This window comes from Variovorax sp. AC103, from assembly GCF_979254005.1.
The window spans coordinates 1-16886 of the sequence record NZ_CEEDFC010000044.1 but is presented as its reverse complement, the minus strand read 5'-3'; the positions used below and the strand labels follow the sequence as shown (position 1 = coordinate 16886).

Here is a 16886-nt window from a genome sequence, read left to right as displayed (position 1 = left end):
GGTGGAGGCGGTGCTTTTGCAAAGGCCCCTTGCCCCCACCCCCGCCCTCCCCCGGAAGGGGAGGGAGAAATTCAACGCGCTCATTCGGGTTGAATGCCCGCAGCCTGGATCAGCTTCTTCCACTTCGCCAGCTCCGACACCGTGAACGCTCCCAGCGCCTCCGGGGTGCTGCCGAACGCATCGAAGCCCAGCTTGGCCACCCGCTCGCGAAACGCCGTGCCGTTGGCCATGTCCGACAGCGCCTTGTTGAGCTGGCGCACGATGTCCTTCGGCGTGCCGGCCGGCGCGAACACGCCGTTCCACGAGGTGATGTCGAAGCCCTTCAGTTCGGGCGTGTCGGCCAGCGGCGGCAGTTCGGGGAACAGCTTGGTGCGCTCCTGGGTGGTCACCGCGATCGCGCGCATCTTGCCGGCCTTCACCGTGGCCAGCCCCGCCGCCAGGTCGACCACCATCATCGACACCTGGCCGCCGATCAGGTCGGCGATGGCCGGCGGCGTGCTCTTGTACGGCACGTGCAGCATCGGGATACCGCTCATGCGCGACAGCGTGGCACCGCTCACGATGCCGGTGCTGTTGCCGCTCGCATAGGTCAGCTTGCCCGGGTTCGCGCGGCCCCAGGCCAGCAGCTCGGCGACGCTCTTCACCGGCAGGTCGTTGTTCACCACCAGCATGAACGGCAGGTTGCCCATGCGGCTCACGGGTGCGAAGTCTTTCACCGGGTCGTAGGGCAGCGACTTCATCAGGCTCGGGTTGGCCGAATGCGTGGTGTTGGTCGTCATGAACAGCGTGTAGCCGTCGGGCGGCGCCTTGGCCACCAGTTCGGCCGCGATCACGCCGTTGGCGCCCGCGCGGTTGTCCACGATGACCGAGCCCTTGAGCGCCTCGCCGAGCATCTGCCCGGTGATGCGCGCCACCGCGTCGGTGCCGCTGCCCGCCGCGAACGGCACGACGAGCTTGATCGGCAGCCTGGGGTAGCCGTCCTGCGCGAAGGCCCATGGCGCGGCGCCGGCAAGGCCTGCGGCCGCGCCGATGGAAATGAAACGGCGGCGGTTCGCCACCACGACCGTTTGCTCGGTCGCGTTCTTCGTCGTCTTCATGGGTGCTTGTCTCCGGGGTTGTTGTCGGTGCAAAGCCGCGCCTGCGAACCGGGTTCGAGGCGCTTCTGTTCAAGGCCGGATCACGCGTTCCGGCAGTTCCTCGTACGGCGGGCTGTAGATCACCAGCACGCGCACCGGCTCGTCGCTCACCACCGTGAAGGTGTGCATGGCGTCGGCCGGAAAGAAGCAACTGTCGCCCGGGCCCAGCTCCTGCCGCTGGCCGCCCACCTCGGCGACCGCGCGGCCTTCGAGCATGTAGCAGACCTGTTCGATGCCCGGGTGCGCATGCGGCAGCGCGCCCTTGCCCTTCTGGATGTGGCCCACCAGCACCTCGAGTTGCTTCGCGCCCACCGTCTCGGGGCCGATCAGCCGCTTGTTCAGCGTGCCGGTGTGGTTGGCGGGGTGGTAGCCGGCGATCTCGTCCTCGCGGACGAAGTAGCGGGGCGCGGCAGCGGCGGCCGGGGTGGGGGTCGGGGTCGGGGTCATCGGGGGCTTTCTGTCTTGGGTTCGATGGCGAGGCAGGCCGAGCGCAGCATCGCGGCGATCTCCTCGATGCGCGGCTCCACGCGGTAGCGCGGGCCGGCGACGGAAATGGCGTACGCCTCGCCGCCAATGCGCAGCGGCCAGGCCAGGCCGATCAGGTCGGGAATGCTTTGGCCGAGGTTGCCGTACCAGCCGCGCGCGGCGGCGCTTTGCAGCTCGGCCTCGATGGCCTCGGCGGTGGTGAGCGTGGCATCGGTCAACGGCGCGAGCGTCATGCCGCCGAGCAGCTTGCGGCGGGCCTCGGGGGCGAGCGTGGACAGCAGCGCGCGGCCCAGCGAATTGGCGTAGGCCGGGCGCGTCTCGCCCGATTCGGCGGAATAGCGGATGGCCTGCGGCGCGCTCAGCACCTCCAGGTACACCACCTGGCCCGCGTCGCGGAACTTGCCGAACACCACGGTCTCGCGGGCGGCATCGCGCAGCTCTTCGAGCGTGGCCTTCACCCGGTCGAGCACCGGGTCGTGGGCGGCGATGACCTGTGCCATCGCCAGCAGCCGGCCCGTCGGGTAGTAGCCCTGGCGGCGGCCGGTCTCGTACATGTAGCCCTGCTCCTCGAGCGTGCGGATCAGGCCCAGGCAGCTGGACACGGGCATGTCGAGCAGGCGTGCCATCTCGGACAGCGCCAGCGGCTGTTTCTCTCGAGCGAAGAGCTCGACGATCTCGATCACGCGGAACGCAGTTTTCACAGTCATGAAAAGATTTTCATAGATGTGAAAAACCAGCGCCTCGGGGTTTCCCCTTCCCTTGGCGTTCTGCGCCGCGTTCCAGCGGCAAGCGCCGTGGGTTGGCGCCTGGCTGCGGTCGTCCTCAGTAGCCGCGCGTCGGATCGACCACGCCGTTCACCGGCAGGCCCTGCTCCATCGCGCGGATCTTCCCGGCGATCTGGCTGATCGATTCCTCGCGCAGCGTGCGTGCCGAGCCGTGCGGCGTCACGGTGATCTTGGGGTGGCGCCAGAAGGCGTGGTCGGCCGGCAGCGGCTCGACCTGGAACACGTCCAGCGTCGCGCCCGCGAGCTGGCCGGCGTCGAGCATCGGGATCAGGTCGTCCTCGACCAGGTGGCCGCCGCGCGCGATGCTGATCAGGTAGCCCTCAGGCCGCAGCTTGCCCAGCGTGCTGCGGTTGAGGATGCCGCGTGTGGCCTCGGTCAGCGGCAGCAGGTTGATGAGCACGCGCGTGGACGACAGGAACTCGTCGAACTGCGCCTCGCCGCTGAACACCTGCACGCCGTCGATGTCCTTCGGCGAGCGGCTCCAGCCCAGCACCGGAAACTCGAACTGCGCCACCGCCTTGGCCACGCGCTCGCCGAGCACGCCCAGGCCCATGATGCCGACCGGAAAGTCGCTGCGCAGCCGCGGCTTGCGGTAGCTCCACTTGCCTTCGCGCGCATCGGCTTCGTACACGTCGAACTCGCGGAAGTGGCGAATGAGCGTGTGGCACACGTACTCGGCCATCTGCACCGACATGCCGGCGTCGTCGAGCCGCACGATGCGCGTGTGCGCCGGCACCTTGAGCTTGAGCAACGCATCGACGCCCGCGCCGATGTTGAAGAGGCCGCGCAGCTTGGGCTGCTCGTCGAGAAACTGTTGCGGCGGCGCCCACACCACGGCATGGTCGGCCTGCGGCGCGCCGGGCTTCCAGGCCTCGATGACGGCGTCGGGGAGTTCGGCCTGAAGGCCTTGGATCCAGGGGTCTGGGCGGTTGTCGGTGAGGTAGACGGTGATTCGCATGGGGACGGATCTTAGTGAGGGCGCTGACGCGGCGCCCCGGGATGGCTATGCTCGAACGCCCGTCAACCGTCCGAACCCATCAGGAGACACCCATGATCAAAGTCAGCGTGATGTACCCCTACGCGGCCGATGCCCGCTTCGACCACGCCTACTACCGCGACAAGCACATGCCGCTGCTCAAGGCCCGCATGGGCGACGCCTGCCTCTCGTACACCATCGACAAGGGCCTGGGCGGCGGCGCACCGGGCACCCCGCCCACCTACGTCGGCATGTGCCACGTGTTCAGCGAATCGCTCGAGGCCTTCCAGGCGGCGTTCGGGCCGCACATGAAGGAGATCATGGGCGACGTGAAGAACTACACCGACATCGCGCCGGTGATGCAGATCAGCGAAGTGGTGGTGGGCTGACCACACGCACGGCGCAGCCCGCTGCGCCCTGCGTCACCGACAGGCAGCTCAGGCCGCCCTGGCCTTGCGACGGCGCCACAACACCCGCACCAGCCACCCCAGCGGCAGCACCACCAGCACCAGCCACGGCAGCACCGCCGCCACGAAGGTGATCAGCGCGCCCACGCTTTCCGCCAGCACCGAGCCGGCATTGCGCAGCGCCTGGCCCATCGGGCTGTAGCCGTCGCCGCTGCCCACCAGCGCGCGCCGCGGCGTGAACTGGATCTGGATGTGCTGCTTGCTGGTCTGCTGCGCCAGCACCTTGCGCTGCGTGGCGATGGCGTCGAGCTCGGCCTGGGTGTCCGACAGCGTGCGCTGGATGGCCAGCAGGTCGGCCATGGTGCGCTTGGTGACGGTGTCGCGCAGCATGGTGCGCAGGCTGTCGCGGAACTCGGTGCGGTTCCTGATGCGGGCTTCGACGTCGATCACCTCGGCGGTCTTGTCCTCGCTGGTGGTGGTGTGCGAGACCACGTTCGCCACGCCCGCCAGGCCGCCGAGCAGCTTGTCGACGTCGGCCGGCTCCACGCGCACTTCAAGCATGGCGTTGCCGGGCTGCTGCGGCGTCTCGCGCAGCAGCGAGGACGACAGCAGCTCGCACTTCAGCGTGCCGCACAGGTCGCGCACCTTGCCCCAGGCGTCGGCGAGTTGCTCCGAAGGAACCTCCACGTTCAGCTCCTGCCGCACCGCCAGGAAGCGCTGCAGCGGGGTGTCTTGCGACGCATCGGCCTCAGCGGACGCCGTGTCCGCCACGCGCGCGCGGCGTTGCTCCTTCATCGCCATGCCGCCGGCGATGCCGGGCGCGGCCTGCATGGGCGCGGCCTGCATGGGCGCGGCCGGCACGGGTGCGGCCAGCGCGGCCTCGTTGCTCTTGCGTTCGCAGCCCGCCAGCGACAACGCCGCCGCCAAGGCCACGAGGACGATGCCCGACCGCTGGCGGACAGACAGGAAAAGCGGCGAACCGGAAAGCGTGCGAGAGGTCATTGGAGATCCTTGAGTGATGACTACCGCAGCTGATACGGGCGGCCGCCCGGAACGGGGTCAACTTTTTTCAGGCCGCCGCCGCACTCATCCGCAGCAATTCGTCGCCCTCGGCCACCTGCTCGCCCGGGGAGAACATCAGCTCCTCCACCGTGCCGTCGGCCGGCGCGGCGATCGTGTGCTCCATTTTCATGGCTTCCATCACCGCCAGCGGCTGGCCGCGCGTGACCTTGTCGCCGGCCTTCACGGCGAAGGACACGACCTTGCCGGGCATCGGCGCGGTGAGCCGGCCGCCTTCGGCCTGGGTCTCGCCGGCATGCGCGAGGCGGTCGATGGTGGTGATCTTCGTCGCGCCCTTCGAAGCGAAGATGTGCGACGTGGCGCCGTCGACGTGCACGGCCAGCGTCTGGCGCGTGCCGGCGAATTCCACCTCGAACTCGCCGGTCGGGAACTGGCCGACCACCAGCGGGCCTTCGGCGCCGCCGGCTTCCAGCCACAGGCTGCCGTCGCGCTTGTAGGTCAGCAGGGCAATCTGCTCGGCGCCGCGAAACTCGAAGTCGAAGCGGCGCAGGTACTCGCCGTGCGAGCGCCAGCCGTCGCGGCGCGCGAACGGGTCGGGCAACTTGCCGGGCCATTCGGTGACGAGCGTTCGCGTGATGGCCGCCGCGGCGGCCAGCGGCAGGCCCAGGGCCTCCCGGTCGAACAGCACGGCGCGTTCGCGCTCGATCAGCGCGGTGTCGAGGTTGGCCTTGGCGAACGATTCGGTGGCCAGGATGCCGCGCAGGAACTGCACGTTGGTCTGCACGCCCACGATCTGCACCTGCGCCAGCGCGGCGTCGAGCCGGGCCAGCGCCTCGTCGCGCGTGGCGCCGTGCACGATGAGCTTGGCGATCATCGAGTCGTAGAAGGGCGAGATCTCGCCGCCCTCGCGCACGCCGTCGTCGATGCGTACGCGGCTGCGCTGGAATGCGGTGGCTTGCGGCTTGCGGTACACGCGCAAGGTGCCGGTGGCGGGCAGGAAGTTGTTGTCGGGGTTCTCGGCGCAGATGCGCGCCTCTATGGCGTGGCCGTGAATCTTCAGGTCGGCCTGCTTCGCGGGCAGCGGCTCGCCCGATGCCACGCGCAGTTGCCACTCGACGAGGTCCAGCCCGGTGATGGCTTCGGTGACAGGGTGCTCCACCTGCAGGCGGGTGTTCATCTCCATGAAGAAGAAGTTCATCTCTCCGCCGTCGCGCTGCTCGACGATGAACTCCACCGTGCCCGCGCCCACGTAGTTCACCGAGCGTGCTGCCGACACGGCGGCGTCGCCCATCTGCTTGCGCATGGCCTCGGTCATGCCGGGCGCGGGCGCTTCTTCCAGCACCTTCTGATGGCGCCGCTGCACCGAGCAGTCGCGCTCGAACAGGTAGACGTAGTTGCCCTGCGTGTCGCCGAACACCTGGATCTCGATGTGGCGCGGGCGCTGCACGTACTTCTCGATCAGCACCGCGTCGTCGCCGAAGCTGTTGATCGCTTCGCGCTGGCACGAGGCCAGCGCGGCTGCGAAGTCTTGCGCCTTGTCGACCGCGCGCATGCCCTTGCCGCCGCCGCCGGCGCTGGCCTTGATGAGCACCGGGTAGCCGATGCGGTCGGCCTCGCGCTGCAGCAGCGCCGGGTTCTGGTCATGGCCGTGGTAGCCGGGCACCAGCGGCACGCCGGCCTTTTCCATCAGCTGCTTCGACTCGGCCTTCAGGCCCATGGCCTTGATGGCCGAGGGCGGCGGGCCGATGAAGACCAGGCCCGCGTCGGCGCAGGCCTGCGCGAACTCTTCGTTCTCGCTCAGGAAGCCGTAGCCCGGATGCACCGCCTCGGCGCCCGTGGCCTTGGCGGCTTCGAGGATGCGCTCCCAGCGCAGGTAGCTGTCCTTCGGGGCGCTGCCGCCGATGTGGACCGACTCGTCGCAGGCGCGCACATGGTTGGCATGCGCGTCGGCATCGGAATACACGGCCACGGTGCGAATGGCCATGCGGCGTGCGGTAGCGGCAACGCGGCACGCGATTTCACCGCGATTGGCGATCAGGATCTTCTTAAACATGGAGTGCTTTCGCGGTGAAATCGCCTGCGCACGCTGCGCGTGCCATGCAATTTGGCTTCGCCGCTGCGCCGCTTCGCGGCTGGTCACCGCGATTGGCGATCAGGATCTTCTTAAACATTCGGAGTGTCTCCCGGAGGATTCTTTTTCAGTTGAAACGCGGGCACCACGCCCGGATCGGATCGGCCGCTGAAGATGCGGGCCACGCGGGCGAACAGCGCCTTGAGGAAACGCCAGCTCTTGCGGATGAGCCACACGCTCGCCACAAGCACCAGCACGAACAGCACGAGAAAGACGAAGGGATGCGCCACCGCGAGCCACAGCCCCGCCGGCACCATCGTGTCCTCGACCAGCGAAGCGCCCACGTTGGAGAACGGCTCGGGCGAGGTGTTGATGGCCGCGCGCGTGGTGGCCTTGGCCGCATGCGCCGTGGCCGCGAAGCCGCCGCCCAGCAGCGCGGCGACGACGGCCAGCGCGCTGTGGTCGGCGCCGAACACGCTGGCCGCAAGCGCCGCGCCGGCCGGGATGCGGATGGCGGTGTGCACCATGTCCCACAGCGAATCGAGGCCGGGAATCTTGTCGGCGAAGAACTCGATGAACACCATGAAACCGCTGGCCGCGATGACCACCGGGTGCGCCAGCAGCTGCAGCCCGCTGGGCAGCGGCACCCAGCCGAAATAGCCGACCACGCCGGTCAGCAGCACGACCAGGTAGAGCCGCACGCCGCTGGCCCAGCCGATGGCGGCGGCCAGTGCGAGCAGTTGGGGCATGTCGAGGCTGGTGTTCATGGGCGGCCCTCAGTCGAATTCGATCGTGCCGGCTTCCATGGAAGCCACGAGGTCCGCGAGCCATGCATCGACGGACGCATGCTCCACGGGGCGGTCTTGGTCGGCTTTCCAGAAGGCGACGAGCTGCCCCGGCTGCCCGCCGCCTTCGGCATCGATGTCCACGCACAGGTAGCTGCCGCCGCCGTTCGACAGGAACGGCACCCAGCCGCGCCGCCAGGTAGCGGGGTCTTCGAAGTCGGTGCCGATCATGTCGTCCAGCATCGCCTTGGTGTCGGCGATGTCCTCGAGCGCGCTGAACATGCGGTTGTGCTGCAGGCTGTCGAAGTTGCTGTTCGGCTGGCCGTCGCGCCAGCGGTAGAGCGCGCGGAAAGCCTCGGGCAGCTCGAGCGAAAACTTCGCCTCGAAGGCATCGAGGTCTTCATCGCTCACGCCGGGCCGCAGCGACGCGTGGTAGCCCGCGCGGTGGACGGACAGCCACGCGTCCATGCGTTCGATGAGTGTGCCGTGCGGCATGGGCGTCAGGCCTTGGCTGCCAGCCATGACGGCTTGCGCTTCTGCAGGAAGGCCTGCACGCCCTCGCGGCCTTCGTCGCTCGCGCGGATGTCGGCGATGCCCTCGACGGTCCTGGCGATCAAGGCGTCGTCGATCTCGCGGCCGTCCACCTCGGCAATCAGCTGCTTGCAGGCGCGCACGGCGGCCGGGCTCGCGCCGGTGAGTGCCTTGACGAGTTCGTCGACCTTGGCATCGAGCGCGTCGGCGGCGACCACTTCGTGCACGAAGCCGATGCGGTGCGCCTCGGCGGCCGTGAAGCGCTCGGCCGTGAGGAAGTAGCGCTGCGAGGCGCGCGTGCCCATGGCGCGAAGCACGTAGGGGCTGATGGTCGCGGGCACGAGGCCGATCTTCACTTCGCTCAGGCAGTACCAGGCGGTGTCCACGCTTACCGCCATGTCGCAGGCCGCGACCAGCCCCATGCCGCCCGCATACACATCGCCCTGCACGCGCGCGATGGTGGGCTTGGGGCACTCGGCAATGGTGCGCAGCATGGCGGCCAGCTTGCCCGCGTCGGCGATGTTCTCGTCGCGCGTGTAGTCGGCCATGCGGCGCATCCAGTTGAGGTTGGCGCCCGCGCAGAAGGCCGGGCCGCTCGCGCCGAGCACGATGGCTTTCACCTGCGCGGTGGCGCCGGCCTCCGTGAACGCTCGCGTCAGCTCGGCGATGACGACATCGTCGAAGGCGTTGCGTGCGTCGGGCTGGTCGAGCCAGATGCGCGCCACGGCGCTTTCGCCGTCCATGGAAAGTTTCAGCTTGGTGTAGTCGCTCATGTCCGTTGTGTCTTGTTTGTCTTCATTGCACCTGCCGGGCCAGGCCCAGCTTCGCGAGGAACTGGTCCACCATGGGCACCCAGATCGCGGCGTTGTCGCGGCCTTCGAAGAAGGCGTGGCCGTCGTTGCCGTAGGGCGGCACGCCCTCGAAGCGCACATCGACGCCCTTGGCCTTGTACGCCGCCAGCAGGCGGCTCGCCAGCGCGGGCCCGAAGAAATGATCGTTCTCGGAATAGACCCACAGCATCGGCACCTTCGTAGTCGATGCGTAGCGGCCGAAGGCATCGACCAGCTTCGCCTCGTTGCACACGTCGTCCGGCCCGCGCGAGCCGCGTCCGCCCGCGAAGTTGATGGTGCCGACCACGCCGTCCGGGTTCAGGCTCGACAGCGCCAGCACGCCGAAGCCGCCGGCCGACTTGCCCAGCAGCACCATGTGCTGCGCATCGGCGTACGGCAGCGCGCGCGCGTAGTCGAGCGCCGCGCCGATGTCCTTCGCGGTTTCGAGCCCGGCCTGCACGTAGTCGGGGTTGGCGCAGCTGAAGTAGTTCTCGGCCCACGGCCCGTCGGACTTTCCGTAGCCGCGGCGCAGCGGGTTGATGACCAGGAAGCCACGCTTCGCGAAGAACTCGGCCTGCCGCGCATAGCGGTCCTGCATCTTCGGAAAGTCGGTGGGCGAGCGCGGCGTGCCGTGGTTGATCACCAGCACCGGAAACGGGCCGTCACCCTCGGGCCTGTATTCGGTGGCGGCGAGCTTGATGTGCGACTCGCCGAAGAAGCCCTTGACCGCCATCGGTATCTCGACGTCGCGGCGCGCCACGTTCTGCGCGTGCGCGCCCAGCGACATGCAAAGCAAGGCGGTGATGAGCGAGAGCCGGCGCAGCGTCATGAAAGCGTCTCCGTGCGGTTCCTACATGCGGAAGATGCCGAACTTGGGCTCGGGAATCGGGGCATTGCGCGACGCCGCCAGGCCCAGCGCCAGCACGCGGCGCGTGTCGGCCGGATCGATGATGCCGTCGTCCCAGATGCGCGCGGTGGCGTAGTAGGGGTGGCCCTGGTCTTCGTACTGCTGGCGGATGGGGGCCTTGAAGGCTTCTTCCTCGTCCTTGCTCCAGCTGCCGCCCTTCAGCTCGATGCCGTCGCGCTTCACCGTGGCCAGCACGCTCGCGGCCTGCTCGCCGCCCATGACGCTGATGCGCGCGTTGGGCCACATCCAGAGAAAGCGCGGGCTGTACGCACGCCCGCACATGCCGTAGTTGCCGGCGCCGAAGCTGCCGCCGATGATGATGGTGAACTTGGGCACGTTGGCGGTGGCCACGGCCGTCACCATCTTGGCGCCGTGGCGCGCGATGCCTTCGTTCTCGTACTTGCGGCCCACCATGAAGCCGGTGATGTTCTGCAGGAACACCAGCGGGATCTTGCGGTGGCAGCACAGCTCGATGAAGTGCGCGCCCTTCTGCGCCGACTCGCTGAACAGGATGCCGTTGTTGGCGATGATGCCCACCGGCATGCCTTCGATCTCGGCAAAGCCGCAGACCAGCGTGGCGCCGAAGCGGGCCTTGAACTCGTGGAACTCGCTGCCGTCGACGATGCGCGCAATGATCTCGCGCACGTCGAAGGGCTTGCGCGTGTCGGTGGGGATCACGCCGTAGAGCTCTTCGCGCGGGAACGCGGGCTGGCGCACCTCGGCACCGCCCTTGGCTGCTGCCGGCGCCTCGGGCGCCTTCGCATTGAGGTTGGCCACCGCAGTGCGCGCCAGCGCCAGCGCATGCAGGTCGTTCTGCGCCAGGTGGTCGGCCACGCCCGACAGGCGCGTGTGCACGTCGCCGCCGCCCAGGTCTTCGGCCGTGACCACTTCGCCGGTGGCCGCCTTCACGAGCGGCGGGCCGCCCAGGAAGATGGTGCCCTGGTTCTTCACGATGATCGACTCGTCGCTCATCGCCGGCACGTAGGCGCCGCCGGCCGTGCACGAGCCCATGACCACCGCGATCTGCGGGATGCCCTGGGCGCTCATGTTGGCCTGGTTGTAGAAGATGCGGCCGAAGTGGTCGCGGTCGGGAAACACCTCGTCCTGGTTCGGCAGGTTGGCGCCGCCCGAATCGACGAGGTAGATGCAGGGCAGGCGGTTCTGCTCGGCGATTTCCTGCGCGCGCAGGTGCTTCTTCACCGTGAGCGGGTAGTAGGTGCCGCCCTTCACCGTGGCGTCGTTGCAGACGACCATGCAGTCGACGCCGTTCACGCGGCCAATGCCGGCGATGAGGCCCGCGCCGGGCGCCGACTCCGCCCCCTTGGCGTCGAGGTACATCGCATGCGCGGCCAGCGGCGCGATCTCCAGGAAGGGCGTGCCCGGGTCCAGCAGCTCGGCCACGCGGTCGCGCGGCAGCAGCTTGCCGCGTGCCGTGTGCTTGGCGCGCGCGGCCTCGCCGCCGCCCTGCTCCACCTTGGCGAACTGCTTGTGCAGGTCGTCGACCAGCGCGCGCATGGCGGCGGCATTGGCCTGGAAATCGGCCGAACGGGCGTTGAGTTTGGTTTCGAGTTGGCTCATGCTGTCTTTTCTTTCGTCAGGCCGAGCTGCTCGGTCATGGCGTCGCGGATCTTGAATTTCTGGATCTTGCCGGTCACCGTCATCGGGAACTCGGTGACGAACTGGATGTACTTCGGCACCTTGTAGTGCGCGATCTGGCCCTTGCAGAAGCTGCGGATGTCTTCGTCGGTGGCGCTCTGGCCGGGCTTGACGATGATCCAGGCGCACAGCTCCTCGCCGTACTTCCTGTCGGGCAGGCCGACGACCTGCACGTCCTGCACCTTCGGGTGGCGGTACAGGAACTCCTCGATCTCGCGCGGGTAGATGTTCTCGCCGCCGCGGATCACCAGGTCCTTGATGCGCCCGACGATGTTGACGTAGCCCTCGGCGTCCATCGTCGCCAGGTCGCCCGTGTGCATCCAGTGCTCGGCGTCGATGGCTTCGCGCGTGCGCGGCTCGTCTTCCCAGTAGCCGTGCATCACCGAGTAGCCGCGGGTGCACAACTCGCCCGATTGGCCGGTCGGCACGATCGCGCCGGTCTCGGGGTCGATGATCTTCACCTCCAGGTGCGGCTGCACCGTGCCCACGGTGGACACGCGCTTGTCCAGCGGCGTGTCGGTGCTGCTCTGGCAGCTCACGGGGCTGGTCTCGGTCATGCCGTAGGCGATGGTGATCTCGCCCAGGTGCATCTGGTCGACCACGCGCTTCATCACCTCGGTGGGGCACGGCGAGCCGGCCATGATGCCGGTGCGCAGCGTGGACAGGTCGAACTCCTTGAAGCGCGGATGGTCGAGCTCGGCGATGAACATCGTGGGCACGCCGTGCAGCCCGGTGCATTTCTCGGCCTGCACGGTCTCCAGCACGGTGAGCGGATCGAAGCCGTCGTTCGGGTAGACGATGGCCGAGCCGTGCGTGAGGCAGGCCAGGTTGCCCAGCACCATGCCGAAGCAGTGGTACAGCGGCACGGGAATGCACAGCTTGTCGGCGGGCGAGAGCTTCATGCACTCGCCGATGAAGAAACCGTTGTTCAGGATGTTGCGGTGCGTGAGCGTCGCGCCCTTGGGAAAGCCCGTGGTGCCGCTGGTGAACTGGATGTTGATGGGGTCGGTGGCCTTCAGCGTCTTCTGGACCTGCGCGATGCGCGCGTCGGCCGCGTCGCCGCTCGCGAGCAGCTGCGAGAAGCGCTGCATGCCGGGCTGCTCTTCGCCTTGGCCGGGCTTGTCGATCCAGAACGTGTGCAGCAGCTGCGGCAGCTTCGCCGGGCCCAGCTCGCGCAGCATGCCGAGGTAGTCGCTGGTCTTGAACTGCGCCATCGTCACCAGCGCCTTGCAGCCGACCTTGTTGAGCGCGTACTCGAGCTCGGAGGTGCGGTAGGCCGGGTTGATGTTGACGAGGATCAGGCCGACCTTGGCGGTGGCGATCTGCATCAGCACCCACGGCACGTTGTTGTGCGACCAGATGCCCACGCGGTCGCCGGGAGCGAGGCCGAGGTTCAGCAAGGCGCTCGCGAGCTTGTTCGACTCGGTCTGCAGCTCGCGGTAGGTGTAGCGCTGGCCTTCGTGGCGGCTGATGAGCGCTTCGCGGTCGGGGTGCTTCTCGACCATGTCGTCGAAGAAGTCGCCGATGGGTTGTTCGATGAGGGGGACGTCGGTGGCGCCCTTGCCGTAGCTCTCGGTCAACGCAGAAGTCATGTTCATGTCCTTGTCTCCTTGTCTGGCTCCTTCCCCCTTTGGGGGAAGGTTGGGATGGGGGCAAGCGGCGCCTGTTCGGCGCTGTACCTCGTCGAAGGCCGCGTGCCCCCACCCCTGCCCTCCCCCGGAAGGGGAGGGAGAAAGCAGCCTACGCCGTTTCCGCGAACAGCTCGCGACCGATCAGCATCCGCCGGATCTCGCTCGTTCCCGCGCCGATCTCGTACAGCTTGGCATCGCGCCACAGCCGCTCGACCGGAAAGTCTTTGGTGTACCCCACGCCGCCCAGCGCCTGGATCGCCTCGCCGGCCATCCATGTCGCCTTCTCGGCCGAGTACAGGATGGCGCCGGCCGCGTCCTTGCGGAAGGTGCGCGCATGGTCGTTGCGGTCGCAGGCCTTGCCCACGGCGTACACGTAGGCGCGCGTGGCCTGCCAGGTCGAGTACATGTCGGCGAGCTTGCCCTGCATCAGCTGGAACTCGCCGATGCTCTGGCCGAACTGCTTGCGCTCGTGCACGAAGGGCAGCACCGCGTCCATGCACGCGGCCATGATGCCCAGCGGTCCGCCGGACAGCACCGCGCGTTCGTAGTCGAGCCCGCTCATCAGCACCTTCGCGCCCAGGCCTTCGCCGCCCAGCACGTTTTCTTCGGGCACTTCGCAGTTGTCGAAGAACAGCGGATAGGTGTTGGAGCCGCGCATGCCGAGCTTGTCGAGCTTGGTGCCGGCCGAGAAGCCCTTGAAGTTCTTCTCGACGATGAAGGCCGTCATGCCGCGCGCGCCCATCTCGGGCTCGGTCTTGGCGTAGATGACCAGCGTGTCGGCGTCGCCGCCGTTGGTGATCCACATCTTGCCGCCGTTGAGCACGTAGTAGCCGTTCTTCTTCTCGGCCTTGAGCTTCATGCTCACCACGTCGGAGCCGGCGTTGGGCTCGCTCATGGCCAGCGCGCCGACGTGCTCGCCGCTCACCAGCTTGGGCAGGTATTTCTTCTTCTGCGCGTCGCTGCCGTTGCGGTGGATCTGGTTCACGCACAGGTTCGAGTGCGCGCCGTACGACAGGCCCACCGAGGCCGAGGCGCGGGAGACTTCCTCCATGGCCACGATGTGGGCCAGGTAGCCCAGCTCGGTGCCGCCGAACTCTTCCTTCACCGTCATGCCGTGCAGGCCGAGCTCGCCCAGCTTCTGCCAGAGGTCGTGCGGGAACAGGTTGTCGCGGTCGATGTCGGCGGCGCGCGGGGCGATTTCGTTCGCGGCGAAGTCCTGGATGGCGCTGCGCAGCGAGTCGATGTCCTCGCCCAGGTCGAAGTTCAGGCCGGGATCGTGCATGTGTCTTGTCTCCTCTGAGGGGTCGGCGCGCAGGGCTGCCCACGCGGTATGGCGCTTGGAACAGCACAGCTTACGCCCGGTCGCGCCGCAATTGGCGCCACAATGGTTGCAAATTGCGCCACGCCCGGCCCGCCCAACCATGTCGTCCCCGTCGTTCCTCAGACCCGCCCGCGCCGTCACGCCAATGGCCTTCGTGAGAGCCATCGTGCAGGGCTACGCGCGCTATGGCAAGGACCCGGCCGAGGCGCTGAAGGCGGCACAGATCACGCCGCGCGAACTGGCCCGGCCTGGTGCGCGGGTGACGGCCGCGCAGTTCGAGGCGCTGTCGGACCATGCCATGCAGGAGCTCGACGACGAGGCGCTCGGCTGGTTCTCGCGGCGCCTGCCCTGGGGCAGCTACGGCATGCTGTGCCGCGCCTCGCTGAGTTCGCCCGACCTGGGCGTGGCCATCAAGCGCTGGTGCCGACACCACCGGCTGCTGACGGAGGACATCGGCCTGGCGCTCGACGTGGCGGGCGGCGTGGCGACGCTGCGCATCGCCGAGAACCGCCCGCTGGACGACGACTTTCGCGAGTTCTGCCTGGTGACCAGCCTGCGCTTCATGCACGGCTACATGTGCTGGGCGATCGACTCGCGCATTTCGCTGCGCCACGCGAGCTTTCCGTTCGCCGCGCCGGCGCATGCCGACGCCTATGCGCCGATGTTCACGCCCGACGTGCGCTTCGATGCGCCGCAGGCGAGCATCAGCTTCGACGAGCGCTACCTCGCCCTGCCGCTGCAGCGCGACGAGCGTGCGCTGCGCACGATGCTCAAGCGCGCACTGCCGCTGACGATCCTGCAGTACCGGCGCGACCGGCTGCTGGGCCGGCGCGTGCGCGAGCTGCTGCGTTCACGCGCCAGCGAGGCGACCACGGCCGAGGCGCTGGCCGGCCTGCTCAACGTATCGAGCCGCACGCTGCACCGGCAACTGCACGAGGAAGGCACTTCGCTGCAGGCGCTGAAGAACGAAGTGCGCCACGCGATGGCGGTCGACCAGCTGCGGCGCACGACGCGGCCGATCAAGCAGGTCGCGCTGGCCGTGGGATTTCGCAACGAGAAGAGTTTTTCGCGTGCGTTCCTGCAGTGGACGGGGCATGCGCCGCGCGATTTCCGCCAGCAGGGGTTGTAGCGCGTCAGCCCGGTTGGGCGATTTTCGCCAGCGCGTCGGCGATCGACTGGCTGTCTTCCGGACGCACCAGCTTCGCGATCTCCTTGCCATCGCGCATGAACACCAGCGTGGGCCAGAGTCGCACGTTGAACGAGCGGCCCAGCGGGCGGCCGCTGCCGTCTTCCACCTTGATGCGCGGGATATCGGGGTACTTGGCGAAGGCCTCGGCAATATGGGGCTGCGCGGCCTTGCAGATGCCGCACCAGTTGGTGCCGAACTCGACCACGGCGGGGCCGGTGCGTGCGTCGATCTCGGTGCGTTCGGGTTGCTCGGTCTTGTATTCGGAGGTCATGGGGGTGGCGTTCCTTGCTGTGTGCCTTGTGGCGCGGCGGTCGAGCCCCTCATTGCATCAGAAACTCAGGCCGCCTGCAGTCCGTAGCCCGAAAGCAGCGCGGGCAGTTCGGCCATGTCGCTGAACACCCGCGCCACGCCCACGCTCAGCAGCGGGCCGGGGCCGCTGTGGCCCGACTCGCCGGTGCTGTAGCCGAACACCGTGGCGCCCGCGGCCACGCCGGCCATCGCGCCGGTGACCGTGTCCTCGACCACCGCGCAACGCTTCGGGTCCACGCCGAGGGCTTCGGCCGCGGCAAGGTACACGTCGGGGTGCGGCTTGGAACGGGGCATTTCATGGCCGCTGAAGATGCGGCCCTGGAAGCAGTCGAGCAGGCCGACCTTGGCGAGCTGCAGTTCGACCTTGTGGCGGTCGGCGCCCGAGGCGCAGGCGATGCGGCCCTTGAGCAGGGTGTGGATCTGGCGGATCGCCGCGGGGGCGTGCGGGATGGCGACGAGGTCGCGCTCCAGCGCCTCGTTGCGGCGCGCGCGAAAGCGCTTGAGCCACTCGTCGGTGATCTTCACGCCGGTCTTCGACTCGATGAGCGCGGTTTCGTCCTTCACGGCCTTGCCGGTGAAGGTGTTCATCGACTCTTCGGTGGTGAGGTGCCAGCCGAGTTCGCCGAGCATTTCTGCGAGCACGCGGTTGGTGATGGGTTCGGAGTCGACTAGGACGCCGTCGCAGTCGAAGAGGACTGCGGTGAAGGGGAATTGGGGCATTGGGGGTTTTGGCTGATGGCTTGGGGGGATGGTAGCAATTGGTTTTTTCCCGGGGCCGGGTCTCGCCCCGGCGGGCGACTTACTTTCTTTGCTTCGCCAAAGAAAGTAAGCAAAGAAAGGCGACCC

General features: G+C 68.1%; 17 protein-coding genes. 2 read left to right on the top strand and 15 right to left on the bottom strand.

The genetic code is table 11. The features are described from left to right. Positions 1-80: 80 nt before the first annotated feature. The 4 genes from AC0IYU_RS34320 to AC0IYU_RS34305 all read right to left on the bottom strand — a co-directional run bounded on the left by AC0IYU_RS34320 (position 81) and on the right by AC0IYU_RS34305 (position 3365). Positions 81-1097 carry a Bug family tripartite tricarboxylate transporter substrate binding protein gene (locus AC0IYU_RS34320; protein ID WP_435436764.1) on the bottom strand — a complete coding sequence of 339 codons (1017 nt, stop codon included), beginning with the start codon at positions 1095-1097 and terminating at the stop codon, positions 81-83. A gap of 69 nt (positions 1098-1166) precedes the next feature. Beyond that, positions 1167-1583, bottom strand: a complete 417-nt coding sequence (locus AC0IYU_RS34315; protein WP_472126738.1) for a cupin domain-containing protein — start codon at positions 1581-1583, stop codon at positions 1167-1169. Continuing rightward, the gene (locus tag AC0IYU_RS34310; RefSeq protein WP_472126734.1) at positions 1580-2329 is read right to left on the bottom strand and encodes an IclR family transcriptional regulator; all 750 of its coding nucleotides are present in this window, start codon (positions 2327-2329) and stop codon (positions 1580-1582) included. Before AC0IYU_RS34310 ends, AC0IYU_RS34315 begins: the two co-directional genes overlap by 4 nt. Before the next feature lie 115 nt (positions 2330-2444). After that, on the bottom strand, positions 2445-3365 hold the full coding sequence (locus AC0IYU_RS34305; protein WP_472126731.1) for a 2-hydroxyacid dehydrogenase: 921 nt from the start codon (positions 3363-3365) through the stop codon (positions 2445-2447). A 92-nt stretch (positions 3366-3457) separates the two neighbouring features. Here AC0IYU_RS34305 and AC0IYU_RS34300 point away from each other — a divergent pair, with 92 nt between their 5' ends. Further along, positions 3458-3772 carry an EthD family reductase gene (locus AC0IYU_RS34300; protein WP_472126728.1) on the top strand — a complete coding sequence of 105 codons (315 nt, stop codon included), beginning with the start codon at positions 3458-3460 and terminating at the stop codon, positions 3770-3772. Between the two features lie 48 nt (positions 3773-3820). Here AC0IYU_RS34300 and AC0IYU_RS34295 read toward each other — a convergent pair whose 3' ends face one another. From AC0IYU_RS34295 to AC0IYU_RS34255, 9 genes are all read right to left on the bottom strand, one after another. Beyond that, positions 3821-4792, bottom strand: a complete 972-nt coding sequence (locus AC0IYU_RS34295; RefSeq protein ID WP_472126725.1) for a DUF4349 domain-containing protein — start codon at positions 4790-4792, stop codon at positions 3821-3823. A 67-nt stretch (positions 4793-4859) separates the two neighbouring features. Continuing rightward, the gene (locus AC0IYU_RS34290; protein ID WP_472126722.1) at positions 4860-6863 is read right to left on the bottom strand and encodes an acetyl/propionyl/methylcrotonyl-CoA carboxylase subunit alpha; all 2004 of its coding nucleotides are present in this window, start codon (positions 6861-6863) and stop codon (positions 4860-4862) included. Between the two features lie 110 nt (positions 6864-6973). Continuing rightward, positions 6974-7648, bottom strand: a complete 675-nt coding sequence (locus AC0IYU_RS34285) for a DUF4126 domain-containing protein (protein ID WP_472126720.1) — start codon at positions 7646-7648, stop codon at positions 6974-6976. Positions 7649-7657: 9 nt separating this feature from the next. Then, positions 7658-8161 (bottom strand): SMI1/KNR4 family protein, encoded by a 504-nt coding sequence (locus AC0IYU_RS34280; protein WP_472126717.1) that lies wholly within the window; start codon positions 8159-8161, stop codon positions 7658-7660. 5 nt (positions 8162-8166) lie between these two features. After that, entirely contained in the window at positions 8167-8970 is an 804-nt protein-coding gene (locus AC0IYU_RS34275; protein ID WP_472126714.1) for an enoyl-CoA hydratase/isomerase family protein, read from the bottom strand. Between the two features lie 22 nt (positions 8971-8992). Next, entirely contained in the window at positions 8993-9856 is an 864-nt protein-coding gene (locus tag AC0IYU_RS34270) for an alpha/beta hydrolase family protein (RefSeq protein WP_472126711.1), read from the bottom strand. A 21-nt stretch (positions 9857-9877) separates the two neighbouring features. Further along, positions 9878-11512, bottom strand: a complete 1635-nt coding sequence (locus tag AC0IYU_RS34265) for a carboxyl transferase domain-containing protein (protein ID WP_472126708.1) — start codon at positions 11510-11512, stop codon at positions 9878-9880. After that, on the bottom strand, positions 11509-13188 hold the full coding sequence (locus tag AC0IYU_RS34260; protein ID WP_472126705.1) for an AMP-binding protein: 1680 nt from the start codon (positions 13186-13188) through the stop codon (positions 11509-11511). The genes AC0IYU_RS34265 and AC0IYU_RS34260 overlap by 4 nt, the downstream gene beginning before the upstream one ends. Positions 13189-13330: 142 nt before the next feature. Further along, the gene (locus AC0IYU_RS34255) at positions 13331-14503 is read right to left on the bottom strand and encodes an isovaleryl-CoA dehydrogenase (RefSeq protein WP_472126702.1); all 1173 of its coding nucleotides are present in this window, start codon (positions 14501-14503) and stop codon (positions 13331-13333) included. 139 nt (positions 14504-14642) lie between these two features. On the opposite strand from AC0IYU_RS34255, the gene AC0IYU_RS34250 reads away from it, so the two are divergent. After that, complete coding sequence (locus AC0IYU_RS34250) at positions 14643-15671, top strand: AraC family transcriptional regulator (protein WP_472126699.1); 1029 nt, start codon at positions 14643-14645, stop codon at positions 15669-15671. Between the two features lie 4 nt (positions 15672-15675). On the opposite strand, the gene AC0IYU_RS34245 is transcribed toward AC0IYU_RS34250, so the two are convergent. Beyond that, a complete protein-coding gene (locus tag AC0IYU_RS34245; protein WP_472126697.1) occupies positions 15676-16002 on the bottom strand; it encodes a thioredoxin family protein in 327 nt (108 codons plus the stop codon). 65 nt (positions 16003-16067) lie between these two features. After that, the gene (locus AC0IYU_RS34240; RefSeq protein WP_472126694.1) at positions 16068-16760 is read right to left on the bottom strand and encodes an HAD family hydrolase; all 693 of its coding nucleotides are present in this window, start codon (positions 16758-16760) and stop codon (positions 16068-16070) included. Positions 16761-16886: the final 126 nt, after the last annotated feature.